Source organism: Methylopila sp. 73B, from assembly GCF_000526315.1.
Lineage (GTDB): Bacteria > Pseudomonadota > Alphaproteobacteria > Rhizobiales > Methylopilaceae > Methylopila.
The window spans coordinates 3078928-3095000 of the sequence record NZ_JAFV01000001.1 but is presented as its reverse complement, the minus strand read 5'-3'; the positions used below and the strand labels follow the sequence as shown (position 1 = coordinate 3095000).

18 protein-coding genes are annotated in these 16073 nt (G+C 70.9%); 10 read left to right on the top strand and 8 right to left on the bottom strand.

Annotated elements, in window-relative coordinates:
* The first annotated feature begins 175 nt into the window (after window positions 1-175).
* A complete protein-coding gene (locus tag K244_RS0114850) occupies window positions 176-358 on the top strand; it encodes a hypothetical protein (RefSeq protein ID WP_020187072.1) in 183 nt (60 codons plus the stop codon).
* Window positions 359-1276: 918 nt separating this feature from the next.
* On the top strand, window positions 1277-2878 hold the full coding sequence (locus tag K244_RS0114845) for a BCCT family transporter (RefSeq protein WP_020187071.1): 1602 nt from the start codon (window positions 1277-1279) through the stop codon (window positions 2876-2878).
* Window positions 2879-2917: 39 nt separating this feature from the next.
* Here the strand turns inward: K244_RS0114845 and K244_RS0114840 are convergent, their stop codons facing one another.
* The 4 genes from K244_RS0114840 to K244_RS0114825 all read right to left on the bottom strand — a co-directional run bounded on the left by K244_RS0114840 (window position 2918) and on the right by K244_RS0114825 (window position 6220).
* Complete coding sequence (locus K244_RS0114840) at window positions 2918-3796, bottom strand: aldose 1-epimerase family protein (RefSeq protein WP_024816525.1); 879 nt, start codon at window positions 3794-3796, stop codon at window positions 2918-2920.
* A 37-nt stretch (window positions 3797-3833) separates the two neighbouring features.
* Complete coding sequence (locus K244_RS0114835) at window positions 3834-4115, bottom strand: hypothetical protein (protein WP_020187069.1); 282 nt, start codon at window positions 4113-4115, stop codon at window positions 3834-3836.
* Window positions 4116-4193: 78 nt separating this feature from the next.
* Window positions 4194-5336, bottom strand: coding sequence for an N-acetylglucosamine-6-phosphate deacetylase (nagA, locus tag K244_RS0114830; protein WP_020187068.1), 1143 nt, complete (start codon window positions 5334-5336; stop codon window positions 4194-4196).
* Window positions 5333-6220: a BadF/BadG/BcrA/BcrD ATPase family protein gene (locus K244_RS0114825; protein WP_020187067.1), complete on the bottom strand. Its 888-nt coding sequence runs from the start codon at window positions 6218-6220 to the stop codon at window positions 5333-5335. The genes nagA and K244_RS0114825 overlap by 4 nt, the downstream gene beginning before the upstream one ends.
* Before the next feature lie 111 nt (window positions 6221-6331).
* On the opposite strand from K244_RS0114825, the gene K244_RS23665 reads away from it, so the two are divergent.
* Entirely contained in the window at window positions 6332-6475 is a 144-nt protein-coding gene (locus K244_RS23665; protein WP_020187066.1) for a hypothetical protein, read from the top strand.
* 1 nt (window position 6476) lies between these two features.
* Here K244_RS23665 and K244_RS24340 read toward each other — a convergent pair whose 3' ends face one another.
* The 3 genes from K244_RS24340 to K244_RS0114805 are packed head-to-tail and all read right to left on the bottom strand — an operon-like array spanning window position 6477 to window position 8369.
* Window positions 6477-6599, bottom strand: a complete 123-nt coding sequence (locus K244_RS24340) for a hypothetical protein (RefSeq protein ID WP_020187065.1) — start codon at window positions 6597-6599, stop codon at window positions 6477-6479.
* Window positions 6596-7495: an ROK family protein gene (locus K244_RS0114810; RefSeq protein WP_020187064.1), complete on the bottom strand. Its 900-nt coding sequence runs from the start codon at window positions 7493-7495 to the stop codon at window positions 6596-6598. The genes K244_RS24340 and K244_RS0114810 overlap by 4 nt, the downstream gene beginning before the upstream one ends.
* Before the next feature lie 7 nt (window positions 7496-7502).
* Window positions 7503-8369, bottom strand: a complete 867-nt coding sequence (locus tag K244_RS0114805; RefSeq protein WP_036305813.1) for a LysR substrate-binding domain-containing protein — start codon at window positions 8367-8369, stop codon at window positions 7503-7505.
* Window positions 8370-8528: 159 nt separating this feature from the next.
* Here K244_RS0114805 and eda point away from each other — a divergent pair, with 159 nt between their 5' ends.
* The 3 genes from eda (at window position 8529) to K244_RS0114785 (ending at window position 10773) form a co-directional block, all read left to right on the top strand.
* On the top strand, window positions 8529-9179 hold the full coding sequence (eda, locus tag K244_RS0114800; RefSeq protein ID WP_024816524.1) for a bifunctional 4-hydroxy-2-oxoglutarate aldolase/2-dehydro-3-deoxy-phosphogluconate aldolase: 651 nt from the start codon (window positions 8529-8531) through the stop codon (window positions 9177-9179).
* Window positions 9180-9266: 87 nt separating this feature from the next.
* Window positions 9267-10115, top strand: coding sequence for a DUF533 domain-containing protein (locus K244_RS0114795; RefSeq protein ID WP_020187061.1), 849 nt, complete (start codon window positions 9267-9269; stop codon window positions 10113-10115).
* Between the two features lie 361 nt (window positions 10116-10476).
* On the top strand, window positions 10477-10773 hold the full coding sequence (locus K244_RS0114785; RefSeq protein WP_020187059.1) for a DUF2934 domain-containing protein: 297 nt from the start codon (window positions 10477-10479) through the stop codon (window positions 10771-10773).
* Between the two features lie 115 nt (window positions 10774-10888).
* On the opposite strand, the gene K244_RS0114780 is transcribed toward K244_RS0114785, so the two are convergent.
* Window positions 10889-12082 carry a pyridoxal phosphate-dependent aminotransferase gene (locus K244_RS0114780; protein WP_036305812.1) on the bottom strand — a complete coding sequence of 398 codons (1194 nt, stop codon included), beginning with the start codon at window positions 12080-12082 and terminating at the stop codon, window positions 10889-10891.
* A gap of 134 nt (window positions 12083-12216) precedes the next feature.
* On the opposite strand from K244_RS0114780, the gene K244_RS0114775 reads away from it, so the two are divergent.
* The 4 genes from K244_RS0114775 to K244_RS0114760 all read left to right on the top strand — a co-directional run bounded on the left by K244_RS0114775 (window position 12217) and on the right by K244_RS0114760 (window position 16068).
* Window positions 12217-12789, top strand: coding sequence for a type 1 glutamine amidotransferase domain-containing protein (locus tag K244_RS0114775; protein ID WP_020187057.1), 573 nt, complete (start codon window positions 12217-12219; stop codon window positions 12787-12789).
* 56 nt (window positions 12790-12845) lie between these two features.
* On the top strand, window positions 12846-13196 hold the full coding sequence (locus tag K244_RS0114770) for a hypothetical protein (RefSeq protein ID WP_020187056.1): 351 nt from the start codon (window positions 12846-12848) through the stop codon (window positions 13194-13196).
* A 245-nt stretch (window positions 13197-13441) separates the two neighbouring features.
* Window positions 13442-15316 (top strand): IlvD/Edd family dehydratase, encoded by a 1875-nt coding sequence (locus K244_RS0114765; RefSeq protein WP_020187055.1) that lies wholly within the window; start codon window positions 13442-13444, stop codon window positions 15314-15316.
* Window positions 15317-15366: 50 nt separating this feature from the next.
* Window positions 15367-16068 carry a GNAT family protein gene (locus K244_RS0114760; protein ID WP_020187054.1) on the top strand — a complete coding sequence of 234 codons (702 nt, stop codon included), beginning with the start codon at window positions 15367-15369 and terminating at the stop codon, window positions 16066-16068.
* Window positions 16069-16073: the final 5 nt, after the last annotated feature.

The following is a 16073-nucleotide window of genomic DNA, read 5'->3' as shown; positions in this document are numbered from 1 at the left end:
CCACGAACGCACCTCGTCGGCGGGGCGGCGCCGTACCGACGAAGCGCAGCTTGGTCGGGCCCGAAACCAGGGAAGCGCTCGGTCCTCCGGGCCGCCGGCGTCCCGCCGCGTCGCCGAGAGGCGGAACGTTGCCTGTCGCAGCGGGTTGTTCAATGGACAGGCAACGGAGAGAGACATGACGGAAAGCGCAGTCAGCGGAACGCCCTACATGCTCTGGGTGGTGGGAATACTGCTGGCGGGGGCCGTGCTGGCCTATGTCGCGGTTCGACGGCGCGGGGCGAAGGCGCCGACGTCGGTGTCCGACAACGCCACAGAGCGCCTCTACGCGGCCGAGGACAAGGACCCCGCCAACAAGTAGATCGCCGTCCCGCGCCGGACGTCGTCCAGATCTCAGACAGATGTGATGCGGCGGCCCGAGCGGGCGCGCGCCCTTGCGCCACGGGCCGTACCGGCGCGCCAAGTTGGTCGAGGCCCAGGTCTTGCTGCTTCGCGCCGGCCTTCGGATCGCCGCTAAAGGCCGGCCTCCCGGGATGGGGTCGGGCCCCAAGAGCGTCGCGCCGCCGCCTCAGGGCGTCCGGCCGCTTCCGCTCCCCGTCGTGCGCATCCTTTTTGACCGGCAGACCGGCACAGCCGGGAAGCCCCCATCCGTCCGTCCGCGGCCCCCGCTCGGCCATGATTCTCTCCGCAAGCTCGACGAGCGCCATGACGGTCGTGCGGGAGACGCACGGATCAGCCTCGCCACGCACCATGGCGGCAGGCCCAGCCCCGATCGCCCTCATACCGTCCTGAGCCCGGGGGCGCCCCCATGTTACGGCCTACCCGGGCGGGGGGGATGGGTAGAGCGCTTTGCCGCCGCAGGAATGTCGCAATCAGAGCACAACCGGTCGCGCCGTCACAAGACGCTCTCATCGGCCTCCGTACTATCTCCTGACAGACTAAAGCCGGCCTCCGAAAGGTTAAGCTGGCTGGGGAACCACAAACGACCTCATCGAAGAGCCACGCGCTCGACCTGCCGGGCTAACCCCTAGGGTGGTCGGAACGCGGACGCGCGCGCTCGCCAGGGGGAGCGACCAGCGCTGACAGGCGCGCTCGGCCCGATCGATGGATGTCCGCCGCCACCCCCGTCTGCTTCGGGACCGGCCATCGGGCCGCTCTCGAGGACGCCCCCCACGCCTCAAGACGAGGGGGCTCGCTCACGCACTGAGGATGGAAGACCGGAAGGGCCTGAAGCACCCGCGCCAGGGGCGCAAGTCGAAACGACACGGAGACCGGTGACGTGACCAATCAGACGACGACGGAGCCGCGCGGGCTCGATCCCGCGGTGTTCTGGCCAGCCCTCGCCATCGGCGGCGGCTTCGTGCTCTGGGGGGCTCTCGCTCCTGAAAGCCTCACGGTCGCCGCTCGATGGACGCTCGCCGGCATCATCCGGTCGTTCGGCTGGGGCTTCGTCGTCTCCACCGCCTTCTTTCTCGTCTTCGCGGTCTTTCTCGCGTTCAGCCGGTTCGGCGACATCAAGCTCGGCCGCGAAGACGAAGCGCCGGAGTTCTCCACCCCCTCCTGGGTGTGCATGATGTTCAGCGTCGGCATGGGCATCGGGCTGATGTTCTGGGGCGCCGCGGAGCCGATCTCGCATTTCGGCGCGCCGCCCCATGCGCTCGCGGAGCCCAAGACCAAGGCCGCCGCGCTGGTCGCGATGCAATACTCCTACTTTCACTGGGCGCTGCACCCTTGGGCGATCTACGCGGTCGTCGGCCTCGCGCTCGCCTATTTCAGCTACCGCCGCGGACTGCCCATGCTGATCTCGAGAGCGTTCCAGCCTCTTCTGGGGAGCGCGATCCATGGGCCGGCGGGCAAGGCGATCGACGTGCTGGCGATCGTCGCGACGCTGTTCGGCACCGCGACGTCGCTCGGCCTCGGCGCCCAGCAGATCAACAGCGGCCTCAACATTCTCTGGGGCACGGGAGAAACGAACGGGATTTCGCTCGCGATCATCGCCACTCTGACCGTCGCCTTCATCCTGTCGGCGATCTCGGGCGTCGGCAAAGGCGTGCAGTTCCTCAGCAACATGAACATGGTGCTCGCGGTCGCGCTGCTGGCGTTCCTCGCGGTGTGCGGCCCGACGGTGTTCGTCTTCAACACCTTCATCGAGTCGATCGGCGAGTACATCAGCAACATTGTCACGATGTCGTTCCGCACGGCGGCGTTCAGCGACGGCTCTTGGCTGTCGAGCTGGACCATCTTCTATTGGGCGTGGTGGGTCTCCTGGGCGCCCTTCGTCGGCGTCTTTATCGCCCGGATCTCGCGCGGCCGCAGCATTCGTGAGTTCGTCGTCGGCGTGTTGCTGATACCGAGCGCGGTGACGTTTGTGTGGTTCACCATCATGGGGGGCGCAGCGCTGCATTCCGAGCTGTTCGGTCCCGGCGGGCTGCTCGATGCGGTCAACGCCAAGGGCGAAGCGGCGTCGCTGTTCGTCCTGCTCGCGCAGTTCCCCTGGCCCGCGCTGACCTCCGCGGTCGCCATGTTCCTGGTCGCGGTGTTCTTCGTCTCGGGGGCGGACGCCGCCTCCGTGGTCATGGGCATGCTGTCGTCCCGCGGCGCGCTCGAGCCGCGCCCGGCGATCGTCGCGCTCTGGGGCGCGCTCGCCGGAGCGTCCGCCTGCGTGCTGTTGGTGATGGGCGGGCTCAAGGGCCTGCAGACCGCGTCGATCCTCGCCGCGGCGCCGTTCCTTCTGGTGATGGTCGGTCTTTGCGTCTCGCTGTGGCGCGGCCTGATGGACGACGTGACGGGCAAGTCGACACCGCTGGCCGAGGCGCGGTTTGCGGAGTTGCGGCCCGCCGAGGCGCGGACTGCGGCGATCGCGCCAGCGGCGGACGCTTGAGCATCGCGATTTCTGTCCGATGGCGTGCGGGCGCGGCCGTCAGACCTCCACCCGCCACGTGAAGGTGCGCTCCTCGCCGGGCGCGAGCAGCACCACGCCGGGCTTGTCCACGAAGTCGCCGTCCCAGCCGACGGGGCTCGCCATGCCGCGCCAAGGTTCGATGCACAGGAACGGCGCGCCGCCGGGCTTCGACCAGACGCCGAGATCCTCGTAGCCGTCCCAGGAGACGGTCATGGCTCGAAGCTCGGCGCCGTCGGACCCGAGCGCGGCGTAGCGCGCCGACGTGCTGCGGGCGGCGGGCAGAACCACGGCGTCCGCCGCGAACAGCTCTTCGCTCAGCCGCATCACCCGGCCCTCGATCGGCGCCGGGCCCTCGGCCCCGAGCAATCCGCCCTCGATCAGCAGACGCGGTCCGGTCTCGTCGGCGTCGAAGACGAGGACATGGTCCGACTTCGGGACGCCGTCGACCAGCGGCCAGCGGAAGCCGGGGTGCGCCCCGAGGCAGAAGGGCAGGGGCGCGTCGCCGGGGTTCGCGACCGTCGCGGTCACGCTCAGAACGGCGTCCTCCGCCGCATAGGCCAAGGTCAGGCGGAAGGGGAAGGGATAGATCGCGCGGGTGGCCGGGCTGTCGGCAAGGCTCAGCGTCGCGCGGCTCGCGCTGCGTTCTTCCCAGTCGAAGTCCGCGTCGCGGGCGAAGCCGTGCTGGGTCATGCGGTAGACGGCGCCGTCGTGGCGCAGCGCGTCGATGGCGAGCTTCCCTACGATCGGAAACAGCACGGGCGCGCGGCGCGGCCACTCCGGCCCCGCCTGCCAGAGCAGTTCGTCGCCGCCGGCGTCCTTCAGGCTGACGAGCTCGGCGCCCTTCGCCGTGATCGTCGCGGACACGCGGGACGACCCTATGCCGTGGCTGTCGCTCAAGCGGGCGCTCCTGGGGAGTGGATCGGCGTCAATGGGATCACGCGGGATCGACGCGTCCGCGCTCGCGCAGGCGTCGGGCCGCCTCCTGCAGCACGGCCGCGCCTTCGACCCAGATCTCGTCGTCGGCGTTCTGCGCGGCGTAGACCTCTGTGGTCAGCGCGTCGGCGAGTTCGGCGTCGGACATGGCGCGGGCGCGCAGGGTCTGCGCATCTTCGCCCTTCGGCACGAGGCGTCGCAGCGGCGACACGAGATAGCGGCCGATGCCGCGGAGTCCGCGGCTGGACCGGTCGTCGGGGGCTTCGTCGAAAGAGGCCGTCACCTGAGGTCGGATCCCGTGGGCCGCGCCAGACGGCGCGCGAGGCGTATTCCCGTCATCCTAGCGCGGCCCGCGAAAAGGTCACGCCTCCTCGCGCAGGCCGCCAATCCAGGTGGCGCGGACACGGAGCCCGGCGTCGAGCGCCACGAGATCGGCGCGGAAGCCGGCGGCGATCCGGCCCAACTGGTCCTCGAGGCCGAGCCAGGCGGCCGGGGTGCGCGACGCCATGATCAGCGCGTCGGCCAGAGGCAGCCCAAGCGCGTCGACGCAGTTGCGCACCGCGGTCGCCATGTCGAGGTCGGCGCCGGCCAGCGTGCCGTCCTCCGTGGTCAGCCGCCCGCCGGCGCGCAGGATGCGGCGCCCCTGCAGCCGGAACTCCGTCATCTCGGTTCCGATCGTCGCCATGGCGTCGGTGACGAGCAGGGCGCGGTCGCGGCCCTTGGCGGCGATCGCGGTCCTCAGCGCTTCGGGCGCGACGTGGTGCAGGTCGGCGATCAGTCCGCAGAAGGTGTCGCGTTCCGACAGCGCCGCGCCGACGGGTCCCGGCGCGCGGCCCTGCAGCGGCGGCATGGCGTTGAAGAGGTGGGTGTAGCCGGTGAGGCCGGCCTCGCGCGCCTCCGCGAGGTCCGACGCGGTGGCCTCGGTGTGGCCGGCCGCGACGCGTACGCCGGCCGCCGCGAGCCGCCGGATCGCGAGCGCCGGCACGCGCTCCGGCGCGAGCGTCGCCACGGTCACGCCGCCGGTCGCATGCGACAGCACGGCGATGTCGTGGTCGTCGGGCGCGCGCATCAGCGCGGCGTCGTGCACGCCCTTGCGCAGCGGGTTGAGGAACGGCCCCTCCACATGGAGGCCGAGCACGCCCGGCGTTCCCGCCGCGATCGCCTCGGTCGCGGCGCGGACCGCCGCCGCCATGACGGTGGGGCCGTCGGTGATGAGCGTCGGCAGTAGGCCGGTCGTGCCGAAGCGCCGGTGCGCGCGCGCGATCGTCGCCATGGTCTCGGCCGTGGGGGCGTCGTTCAGCAGCAGCCCGCCGCCGCCGTTGACCTGCACGTCGATGAAGCCCGGCGCCAGCAGGCCCTCGACCGTCTCGACCACGACGTCCGACGGCACGGCGTCGGCGCGCGCGAGGCCCAGAACGCGGCCGTCCTCCACTAGCGCGGCGACGCCCTCGTGGAAGCTCTCGCCGTCGAACAGCCGGTCGGGCAGTAGCGCGCGCCGGGTCATGCCGGCGTCCGCGCGGCGTCGCGGGCGAGCGCGATCGCGCCCTCCGCCGCGTCGCCCAGCGGCGCGACGAGGAGCGCCGCCGCGGCCTCGGGCAGGCGGGGCGCGTAAACGGCCGCGAGCCCGCCGACGAGGGCCACGCGCTCCGCTCCGCACGCGGCCAGCCGCAGGATGAGCTTCGCCACGTGAGCCGCCGCCTCGTCCAGCAGGGCGGCGGCGGCCGGGTCCGTCGCGGCCTGCGCGACGGCCAGCGGCGCGAGCGCGCCGAAGTCGGCCGGCGTCGCCGTCGACGCCCACTCGACCGCCGCGTCCTGGCCGCCGCCGACGGCCGCGAGCGCGGCGTCGGCGAGGGGGCCGCGCGGCTCCAGGCCGTCGGCGGCGCGCAGCGCGTGGCGCAGGACCTCGCGGCCGAGCGGCGCGCCGCCGCCCTCGTCGCCGATCTCGAAGCCCCAGCCGCCGAAGCGGTGCTCGCGGCCGTCGACGCGGGCGTAGGCGGCGCTGCCCGTGCCCACGATGACGAGCCCGCCGTCGCCGCCGCCATGCGCCCCGAGGCAGGCGGTCGCGAAATCGGTCGTGATGGTCCGGCGCGCGAAGGGGTGCGGTTCGGCGAGCGCGGCCGCCAGCGCCAGCGCCTGCGACACGCCCGCAAGCCCGAGGCCGGCGTGCAGGCGGCCCAGCGCCTCGCGCCCGAGCCCGCCCGCGGCGAGCGCCGCCTCCGCCGCCGCGACCGCGGCGTCGATCGCCGCCCGCGCGCCGCGCCGCACGTTCGCGGGTCCGGAGAGGCCCTCGCCGACAAGGCGACCGGCGGCGTCCCGCACCCGCGCGCGGCAGCGGGTGCCGCCGCCGTCGACGCCGAGAAACAGGGGCCCGCCCTCAAACCCGCTCATGCCGCCGCAGCTCCTATGGTGAATCGGCAGGGAACCAGACGCCCGCCGCCGCGTTTCCGACACACATGGGGCGGCGCCTGAGGGGACGCGCGCTCCGGGGGATTCAGAGCCATGATCGACCCGACCATCGCACGCTTCGAGCGCCGCCGCCGCTTCGCCGAATACGGCGGCTCCATCGCGATGCTCGCGTCATGGGGCGTCGGGATGTGGCTCGTGGTCAACCTCGTCGACATCGCCACGCTGCTGACCCGCTGAGTCACCACAGCGCCAGAATCCGTCGCGCCGCGCCGGCCGCGAGCACGACCATGATCAGCGCATAGGCCGCGATCCAGAGACGCCGCTCGCAGCGTCCCTCTTGGGGACCGGGCGCCGCGCTCATGCCTTCCACAGCCAGGCCGCGCCGCGGACGCCGGAGGAATCGCCGTGAAGGGCGGGCCGGATCGGGGTGGAGAAGCCGTCCGAAAACACCCTGGAGGCGATGACGACGGGCAGGCCCTCGTAGAGTTCCGGGACGTTCGACATGCCGCCGCCGAGCACGATCACGTCGGGGTCGAGCAGGTTCACCACCGTCGCGAGCGCGCGGCCGAGCCGGTCGACGTAGACCGACAGCGATCCGGCCGCGTCCGCGTCGCCGCCGCGGGCGGCCGCGACCACCGCCTCCGCGCTCATGGCGACGCCGGTCGTCAGCGCGTGGGCGCGGGCGAAGCCGGGGCCGGACACGAAGGTCTCGACGCAGCCGCGCTGGCCGCACCAGCACAGCGGGCCGGGGGTCTCTTCGGTCCCGCTCGCCCAGGGCAGGGGGTTGTGGCCGAACTCGCCGGCGATCGCCTGTCGGCCGGTCCAGGGTCGCCCGCCGATCGCGACGCCTGCGCCGCAACCCGTGCCGACGATCACGGCGAAGGCCACCGCCGCGCCCGCCGCGGCGCCGTCGGTCGCCTCCGACACCGCGAGGCAGTTGGCGTCGTTCTGCAGCCGCACCGGGCGGCCGAGCGCGGTTTCGAGGTCCTGCTTCAGCGGGCGGCCGTTCAGCCAGGTGGAGTTGGCGTTGCGCAGCAGCCCGGTCGCGGGCGACAGCGAGCCCGGCATGCCGACCCCAACGGAGCCGGTCGCGCCAAGCGCGCTCTCGAAGCGGGCGACGAGGCCGGCGACGGCGTAGACGCAGCCCTCGTAGTCGTTCTGCGGCGTGGGGGCGCGCTCGCGGAGCAGCGTCGCGCCGCCCTCGTCGAGCGCGATCGCCTCGATCTTGGTGCCGCCCCAGTCGATTCCGATCAGCATGCGGGGCTCAGGCCGCCCGGTCGAGGCGCGCGAGCGTGGCGCGGATCGTGTTGGCGAGCGTGCGGGAGGCGACGCCCGCGTCGGGCCGCACTACGAGCCCGATCTCGGCCGCGGGCATGTCGGGCAGGCCTTCCGCGGCGCCCAGCCTCCGCCAGCCCGCGGGCACCGAGCTTTCGGCGACGCAGGCGAGCGCGAAGCCGGTCGCGACCGCCGACAGCACGCCCTGCAGGCTCGACGAGACATAGGCGACGCGCCACGGGCGGCCGGAGGTCTCGAGCGCGCCCAGCACCACGTTGCGAAAGCGGCAGCCCTCGCTGAACACCGCGAGCGGCAACGGATCGACCAGCTCCGGGCGATGGTCCGGCGGCGCGCACCAGACCAGCGGCTCGTAGCGCAGCAGTTCGCCGGTCGGCCGCTCGGGATCGCGCGTGATGACCGCGACGTCGATCGCGCCCTGCGCCAGGTCGCGCTCCAGCCGCTGGCTGATCTCGCAGCGCACGTCGAGCTGGACCTTGGGGTGGGTGGTCATGAACCGCCGCAGCAGCAGCGCGCCGAACGGCTCGACGTAGTCGTCCGGGATGCCGAGCCGCACCCGGCCGCCGAGGCTTTCGCCACCCAGCGCCAGCCGCGCCTCGTCCTCGATCTGCAGCAGCCGCCGGGCGTAGCCCAAGAGCTCCGTTCCGGCCGGCGTCGCGACGGCGCCGCTGCGTCCGCGCTCAATCAGCCGATGGCCGAGCTCGGCCTCCAGCGCCGCGATCTTGGCGCTGACCGCCGACTGCGTGCGGCCGAGCCGCCCCGCGGCGGCGGTGAATCCCCCCATGTCCACGACCGCCGCCAGGGTCGCCAGAGCGTCGAGGTCGAGGTGGCGGGTCATGGACGTCTCTCGTGCGGCGAACGTGGAGCCGAGGCCGACCATAGCGGCGGATCGGCAGTCATGCGAGCGGCGCATCCCGCGCCAAACTTGACGCGGCGACGCTTGGGCGCGATGCAGCATGCGCCGAAAGTCACCTACGCCCCCCGCGAGGAGATGCTCATGTCCTTCACGCTCGCCAAGACCGAACGCCTCGCGGCGATCCTGGCCCAGGCGCCCGTCATCCCGGTGCTCACCTTTGACGACGCGGCGAGCGGCGTCGCCACCGCGAAGGCGCTCCGGGACGGCGGCCTGCCCGTTCTCGAGGTGACGCTCCGCACTCCGAAATCGCTCGAAGCCCTGCAGGCGATCGTCTCCGAGGTCGAGGGCGTCACCGTCGGGGCCGGGACCGTGCTCGAGACCGAGCACGTCCAGGCCGCGATCCAGGCCGGCGCGGAGTTCCTCGTCAGCCCCGGCGTCAGCTCCCGGCTGATCGCGGCCGGCAGCGAGGCGCCGGTGCCGTTCCTGCCGGGCGTCGCCACCGCCTCCGAGGCGATGCAGCTGGCCGAGCGCGGCGCGAACTTCGCCAAGTTCTTTCCCGCCGGCCCCGCGGGCGGCCCGGCCTATCTGAAGGCGCTGCTCGCCCCGCTGCCGAACCTGCACTTCGTGCCGACGGGCGGCGTCGACCTCGCCAACGCGCCGAGCTACCTCGCGCTCAAGAACGTCGTCAGCGTCGGCGGCTCCTGGGTCGCGCCCGCGGACCTGATCGCGCGCGGCGACTGGGCCGGCATCAAGGCGCTGGCGCAGGAAGCCTCGAAGCTCAAGGCGCGCTGACGGCCGCTTCCCGGCTCGGCCGCTTGCGGCCGGGGACCCGCGACCCTACCTCCGAACGGCAATCATGACGCCGATCGGAGACCTGCCGTGCTCGACGCCAAATCCATTCTCGACCAGTTTCTTGGCTCCGGCGGCGGTTCGAACCGCGGCATGGGCGACATCCTCAAGCGCATGGGCGGCCCGGCCGCTCCCGGCGGAAAGGGGTCGGCCGGCGGGTCCGGCGATTTGATGAAGCAGGTCGAGGGCCTCGCCAAGGGCAACCTCGGCGGCATCGCCGGCGGCGCGATCGCCGGCACGCTCGCTTCGGTGCTGCTGGGCGGCAAGGGCTCCAAGAAAGGGCCCGCGCTCGGCGGCAGCGCCATGAAGCTCGGCGGCCTCGCGATCCTCGGCGGCCTCGCCTACAAGGCGTGGCAGAACTACCAGGCCAAGCAGGCGCCCGCGCCGGGCGCGCCCTATCCCTATCCTCAGGCGCCCGGCCACCAGACCCAGCCGCAGGCGGCGCCCATCGAGGTGCTGCCCCCGCCGACCGAGACGCCGTTCAGCCCCTCCACCTCGGCCGACGAGCAGAAGCTCGGGCTGCTTCTCATCCGCGCGATGATCGCGGCCGCCCGCGCCGACGGCAGGATCGATCGCGAGGAGATCGGAAAGATCAAGGAGGCGCTGAAGGCCGCGGGCGCGGAGGCGAACGAGGAGGAGTTCCTGCTGGAACATCTCGGCCAGGCCGACGACCTCGACGCCATCGCGGCCGAAGCCGACGGGCCGGAGTTGGGCTCCGAAATCTGGCTGGCGGCGCGCCTGACGATCGATCCCGACACGCCGGGCGAGCAATACTTCCTGCAGGCGCTGGCGGCCAAGCTGAAGCTCGACGAGGCGCATGTGGCCCATCTCGAAGCGACCGCGGCGCAGGCCAAGGCGAGCGGGGTCACGACCAGCTGAGGCCCGTCCATCCTGAAGTCGATAACGTTCTGTTGAACGGTCGTCCGGCCGATGAAACCACCTTGGGGAACCAAGCGCCCGCGTCGTTGGTTGTGCCTTCAACAGTTACACGGAGGCACCGATGCTGAAGAACATTCTCAAGGCGCTGTTCATGGGTTGGATCACCAAGAAGATCGCGCAGCGCGGCGCGCGCCGCCGGCCGGATTACCGCTATTGATCGATCGCCTAGCGGTCGAGGATTTGGGCCCGGAGCACCGCTCCGGGCCTTTTTCGTTTGCGGCGCTGCGCTCGATCAATGCGGAACCATGCTGGGGCGCGCAGAGTTGGCTCCCACACTCACTAGCCTTTGCGAGGAACGACCATGTCCGAGACCCCCGTTACGCCGAAGCTCCGCGAGCGCGCCCGCAAGCTCTGGATCGACGCCGGCTCGCCCGAGGGCCGCGAGGACGAGTATCTGGAGCGCGCCAAGGAACTGGCCGGCCTGGAGTCGAGCCCTGGAGCCGGTCTCGAGCCGAACCCGCTTGCGGACGGCGTCGTGACGCCGGCCGAGCGCGGCGCGCCGGTGGAAGAGGCCTCGCTCCAGGACAACCTCGGCGAATTCCCCGGACTGCAGACCGATCAGGGCGAAGGCACGCATTCGCCGCGCCGCGGCGACTGAGCTACAGCCCTCACGTTGAGGATGTTCTCGCCCTCCCGCATGGGATGGGCGGGCGTCTCCTTTCGTCCTCCTATGCCGCGCGGGCGCCTGCCCTCCAGTCCCGCCGCCGCGGCCCTCAGGCCGGCGCGCGTTCGCTGAGGAAGGCGTGCATGCGCTCCAGCGCGCGGGAGATGTTCGCGGCGGAGTTGGCGTAGGACAGCCGGATGTAGCCCTCGCCGTGCACGCCGAAATCCGGTCCGCCGATGACGGCGACGCCAGCCTCCTCCAGCAGGGCGGAGGCGAGCGGCTTCGCCTTCCATCCGGTCCGGCTGACGTTCGGGAAGGCGTAGAAGGCGCCCTTGGGCGTCACGGCGCTGACGCCCGGCAGCGCGTTCAGCCCCTCGGTCACCAACGCGCGGCGCTTGTCGAACTCGGCGCGCATGTGCTCGACGGCGTCCTGCGGGCCGTCGAGCGCCGCGATGCCCGCATACTGGGTCGCGGCGTTGACGCAGGACCAGGCGTTGACCGCGAGCTTGCGGACGTCGTCGTAAAGCGCCTTCGGCCAGATCGACCAGCCCAGCCGCCAGCCGGTCATGGCGTAGGTCTTGGACCAGCCGTTCAGCACGATCAGCCGATCGCGGATCTCGGGGTAGGCGAGCAGCGTGCGATGCTCGAGCCCATCGAAGATCAGCTGGTCGTAGATCTCGTCCGACAGGATCGCCACGTGCGGATGGGCCTCGAGGCCAGCCACCAGCTTGTCGATCTCCTCGGCCGGAGTCACGCCGCCCGTCGGGTTCGCGGGCGAGTTGATGATGATCAGCCGGGTCCGCGGCGTGATCAGCGCCAGCAGCTCGTCGGCCGAGAAGGCGAAGCCGTTCTCCTCACGCGCCGGAACCGGGATCGGCGTCGCGCCGGTGTGCTCGATCATGGAGCGGTAGATCGGGAAGCCGGGGTCCGGGTAGAGGATCTCCGCGCCGGGCTCTCCGAACAGGCGGATGGCGGCGTACATCGTCACCTTGCCGCCCGGCACGATCATCACGAGGTCCGGATCTACGGCGACGCCGAAGCGGCGGTCGAGGTCGCGGGCCACCGCCTCGCGCAGCGGCAGGATGCCGACCGACGGCGTGTAGCCGTGGTGGCCGTCGCGCAGCGCCTTGACCGCCGCCTCCACCACATGCGGCGGCGTCGGGAAGTCCGGCTGGCCGATGCCGAGATTGACGATGTCGCGCCCGTGGGCCGCAAGGGCGGTGGCGCGGGCGAGCACGGCGAAGGCGTTTTCCTCGCCGATGCGGTCGAAGGCCGCGACGGTCGTGAGGGTGTTCATACGCATCACTGAAATGCTCGCTTGCATGGCGAGAGGGGGAACGATCGCCCGCCGCTCTGGGTTGTATTTGCAACAAGCGCGTGACGCGCCGCGGACGCGCTTCAAAGCGTTCTTACGCCGACAATTCAAGGAGTTTCATCATGGCCAATCGCCTCGACGGGCGTCGCATCGCCGTGCTCGCCACCGACGGTTTCGAGCAGGTCGAGCTGACCGAGCCGGTGAAGGCCCTCAAGGAGGCCGGCGCCGTGATCACGGTCGTTAGCCCGAAGTCCGGCGAAATCCAGGGCTTCGAGCACGACAAGCCGGGCCAGAAGGTCAGGGTCGACCAGGAGCTTGCCTCCGCGGACGCGGGGTCGTTCGACGGCCTGCTGATCCCCGGCGGCCTGTTCAACCCCGACGCCCTTCGCGTCGATGACAAAGCTCTTAGCTTTGCCCGCGCTTTCTTCGAAGCCGGCAAGCCGGTGGCCTCGATCTGTCACGGCCCGCAGGTGCTGATCAGCGCGGGCCTGGTGAAGGGCCGCAAGATGACGGGCTTCAAGTCGATCCAGCAGGATCTCAAGAACGCCGGCGCGATCGTTTCGGACGAGGAAGTCGTTACCGATCAAGGCCTCGTGACCTCGCGCAACCCGAACGACATTCCGGCGTTTAACGCCAAGATCATCGAAGAATTCGCCGAAGGTCGGCACGACGGTCAGCGCCGCTCCGCGGCCTGATCTCCATAGATAATGACCGACCAACGTGACGGCCAACTCTCGTAAGGAGATTTAACATGACCAAGTTTGCTCACGGCCTGTTCGCCGGCCTCATCGCCGCCTCGTTCGCCGTCGCTCCCGCCGCCATGGCGCAGAGCCCCAACAGCGCCGAGTCGACCAACGGCCAGACCTACCTGAACGACCAGCGCCAGTCCGACCAGACCCGTATGGACCCCGGCGCGCCCACCGGCGCCGCGGAAGCCGCCCCGGGCGGCAGCACCACTGGCACTCAGTCAACCAACGGTCGCACCTATCTTCAGGACCAGAAGGCGGCCGACGACACCCGCAAGGACATGGGCGGCGCGCCGAGCGACCAGACGCGGTCGAAGGACGGCAAGCCGCTCGGGCCGACGAACACCCGCGGTTAACCCCAAGTTAACCAATAAGCGGCGCGCGTTAACCCGTGTCGCCTGGCGTTAACGCCCGTTCCCGCGAGGGAGCGGGCGTTTTCGTTGCGTCCGGCAGGGCTTGAGACTTGTTTTCAGAAACCGAACTTTTGTTCGATTGTCCTTGATCCGCCGCATTCGCCGGAGCATTCTCCGCCCACTTTGAAGCCATTCGAAACGCGATGCGGCGCGGAAGACGTCGCGCGCGGGGTGTGAGGGAGCGCGAGATGTCGAGCAACGGCAAGGGCGGGAACGGACACGGCAGCATCGACGGCCACGCCGAGAGCGGCGACGACGTCCGTCTGCTGAAGCCCGGCCAGAAGCGCAAGCTCCGCTCGCAGCTGTGGTTCGACAACCCCGAAAATCCTGGAATGACAGCGCTTTACCTCGAGCGCTACCTCAACTTCGGCCTGACCCGCGAGGAGTTGCAGTCCGGCAAGCCGATCATCGGCATCGCCCAGACCGGCTCGGATCTGAGCCCCTGCAACCGCCACCACATCGAGCTCGCCAAGCGCACCCGCGAGGGCATCAACGCCGCCGGGGGCGTCGCCTTCGAGTTCCCGGTGCATCCGATCCAGGAGACGGGAAAGCGCCCGACGGCCGCCCTCGACCGCAACCTCGCCTACCTCGGCCTGGTCGAGACGCTCTACGGCTATTTCCTCGACGGCGTCGTGCTGACCACCGGCTGCGACAAGACCACGCCCGCCTGCATCATGGCGGCGGCGACGGTGAACATCCCGGCGATCGTGCTCTCCGGCGGCCCCATGCTGAACGGCTGGTTCAACGGCGAGCGCACCGGATCCGGCACCATCGTCTGGCACGCCCGCCAGCTGATGGCCGAGGGCAAGCTCGACTATGACGGCTTCATCGAGCTGGTCGCCTCCTCGGCGCCCTCGGTCGGCCACTGCAACACGATGGGCACGGCCTCGACCATGAACGCGCTGGCCGAGTCGCTCGGCATGACGCTGCCGGGCTGCGCCGCCATCCCCGCGCCCTACCGCGAGCGCGGCCAGATCGCCTACGAGACCGGCAAGCGCATCGTCGACATGGTGTGGGAGGACCTGAAGCCCTCCGACATCCTGACCCGCGAGGCCTTCGAGAACACGATCGTGGTGAACTCCGCGATCGGCGGCTCCACCAACGCCCCGATCCACGTCAACGCCATCGCCCGCCACATCGGCGTGGAGCTCGACGTGCAGGACTGGGAGACCTACGGCCACAAGGTGCCGTTGCTGGTGAACTGCCAGCCGGCCGGCAAGTACCTCGGCGAGGAGTTCCATCGCGCCGGCGGCGTGCCGGCGGTGGTCGCGGCGCTGATGGAGAAGGGCCTGATCCACGAGAGCGCGATCACGGTCAACGGCCGGTCGATCGGCGACAACTGCCGCGGCAAGCTGACCCTCGACGCCGACGTGATCATGCCGTTCGACGCGCCGCTGAAGGCCGAAGCGGGCTTCCTGGTGCTGCGCGGCAACCTGTTCGACAACGCCATCATGAAGACCTCGGTGATCTCCGAGGAGTTCCGCCTGCGCTACCTCTCGAACCCGGAAAGCCCCGAGGCCTTCGAGGGTCGGGCGATCGTGTTCGAAGGGCCGGAGGATTATCACCACCGCATCGAGGACCCGTCGCTCGGGATCGACGAGAACTGCATGCTGTTCATCCGCGGCACGGGGCCGATCGGCTATCCCGGCGGCGCCGAGGTGGTGAACATGCAGCCGCCCGCCGAGCTCATCAAACGGGGCGTCCACGCGCTGCCCTGCATCGGCGATGGCCGCCAGTCCGGCACCTCCGGGTCTCCCTCGATCCTCAACGCCTCGCCCGAAGCGGCGGCCGGCGGGGGGCTGTCGATCCTGCAGACCGGCGACCGGGTGCGCATCGACCTCGGGAAGGGCGAGGCCAACATCCTCCTGCCCGTCGAGGAGCTGAACCGCCGCCGGGCGGAGCTCGCGGCCAAGGGCGGCTTCCCGGTCCCGCAGCACCAGACGCCGTGGCAGGAGATCCAGCGCAGCATGGTCGACCAGTTCGACAACGGCATGGTGCTGAAGCCGGCGGTGAAGTACCAACGCGTCGCCCAGTCCATGGGCGTGCCGCGCGACAACCACTGAAGCGTGTGGGGGCGCGGACAGCGCCCCTTTTCGCGCGAAGGTCGCCCGTCATGCCGCCAGCCGAACAGCCCGTCGGTCTCGCCGTTTCCTATGCGCAGCCGGCGTTGCGTCCGGCGGCGACCACGCTCGAAGGGCGCTTCGTCCGCCTTACCCCGCCGAACCCGGGCGTGGACGCGGCCGACCTGTTCCCGGTGGTCTCGGGCGCTGAGAACGCAGGGCTCTGGACCTACCTGTTCAACGGACCCTTCACCTCGGAGGAGTCGCTCGCCGCGGAGCTGGCCAAGACCGCGGGCCTCGCCGACCCCGTCTTTCTCGCGATCCGGGACGCTGCGACGGGCAGGGCGATCGGCCGCGCCTCCTACATGCGCATTGAGCCGAACCACCGTGTGATCGAAGTCGGCTCGATCCTGTTCTCGCCGCTCCTGCAGCGCACGCCCGCGGCGACGGAAGCCATGCACCTCATGGCGCGCTACGTCTTCGAGGACCTCGGCTACCGGCGCTACGAGTGGAAGTGCGACGCGTTGAACGCGCCCTCCCGCGCGGCGGCGCTCCGGTTCGGCTTCCGCTTCGAGGGCGTTTTTCTTAAGCACATGATCGTCAAGGGCCGGAGCCGCGACACCGCCTGGTTCGCGATGACCGACGAGGATTGGCCGCGCGTGAAGGCGGCTTTCGAGCGCTGGCTGGAGCCGGCCAATTTCGATGCGGGCGGCCGGCAGACGCGTCGGCTCGAAGACATCCGCGCGGAGCTGTGAGAGGG

Excerpts from the sequence above, each read along its gene's own strand:
- K244_RS24340 (WP_020187065.1), bottom strand. The coding sequence starts at position 6,599 with ATGAGCGCGGCGCCCGGTCCCCAAGAGGGACGCTGCGAGCGGCGTCTC.
- K244_RS0114785 (WP_020187059.1), top strand. The coding sequence starts at position 10,477 with ATGTCCGAGACCCCCGTTACGCCGAAGCTCCGCGAGCGCGCCCGCAAG.
- eda (WP_024816524.1), top strand. The coding sequence starts at position 8,529 with ATGTCCTTCACGCTCGCCAAGACCGAACGCCTCGCGGCGATCCTGGCC.
- K244_RS0114760 (WP_020187054.1), top strand. The coding sequence starts at position 15,367 with ATGCCGCCAGCCGAACAGCCCGTCGGTCTCGCCGTTTCCTATGCGCAG.
- nagA (WP_020187068.1), bottom strand. The coding sequence starts at position 5,336 with ATGACCCGGCGCGCGCTACTGCCCGACCGGCTGTTCGACGGCGAGAGC.
- K244_RS0114780 (WP_036305812.1), bottom strand. The coding sequence starts at position 12,082 with ATGCGTATGAACACCCTCACGACCGTCGCGGCCTTCGACCGCATCGGC.
- K244_RS0114775 (WP_020187057.1), top strand. The coding sequence starts at position 12,217 with ATGGCCAATCGCCTCGACGGGCGTCGCATCGCCGTGCTCGCCACCGAC.
- K244_RS0114765 (WP_020187055.1), top strand. The coding sequence starts at position 13,442 with ATGTCGAGCAACGGCAAGGGCGGGAACGGACACGGCAGCATCGACGGC.
- K244_RS0114810 (WP_020187064.1), bottom strand. The coding sequence starts at position 7,495 with ATGCTGATCGGAATCGACTGGGGCGGCACCAAGATCGAGGCGATCGCG.
- K244_RS0114825 (WP_020187067.1), bottom strand. The coding sequence starts at position 6,220 with ATGAGCGGGTTTGAGGGCGGGCCCCTGTTTCTCGGCGTCGACGGCGGC.
- K244_RS23665 (WP_020187066.1), top strand. The coding sequence starts at position 6,332 with ATGATCGACCCGACCATCGCACGCTTCGAGCGCCGCCGCCGCTTCGCC.
- K244_RS0114805 (WP_036305813.1), bottom strand. The coding sequence starts at position 8,369 with ATGACCCGCCACCTCGACCTCGACGCTCTGGCGACCCTGGCGGCGGTC.
- K244_RS0114770 (WP_020187056.1), top strand. The coding sequence starts at position 12,846 with ATGACCAAGTTTGCTCACGGCCTGTTCGCCGGCCTCATCGCCGCCTCG.
- K244_RS0114850 (WP_020187072.1), top strand. The coding sequence starts at position 176 with ATGACGGAAAGCGCAGTCAGCGGAACGCCCTACATGCTCTGGGTGGTG.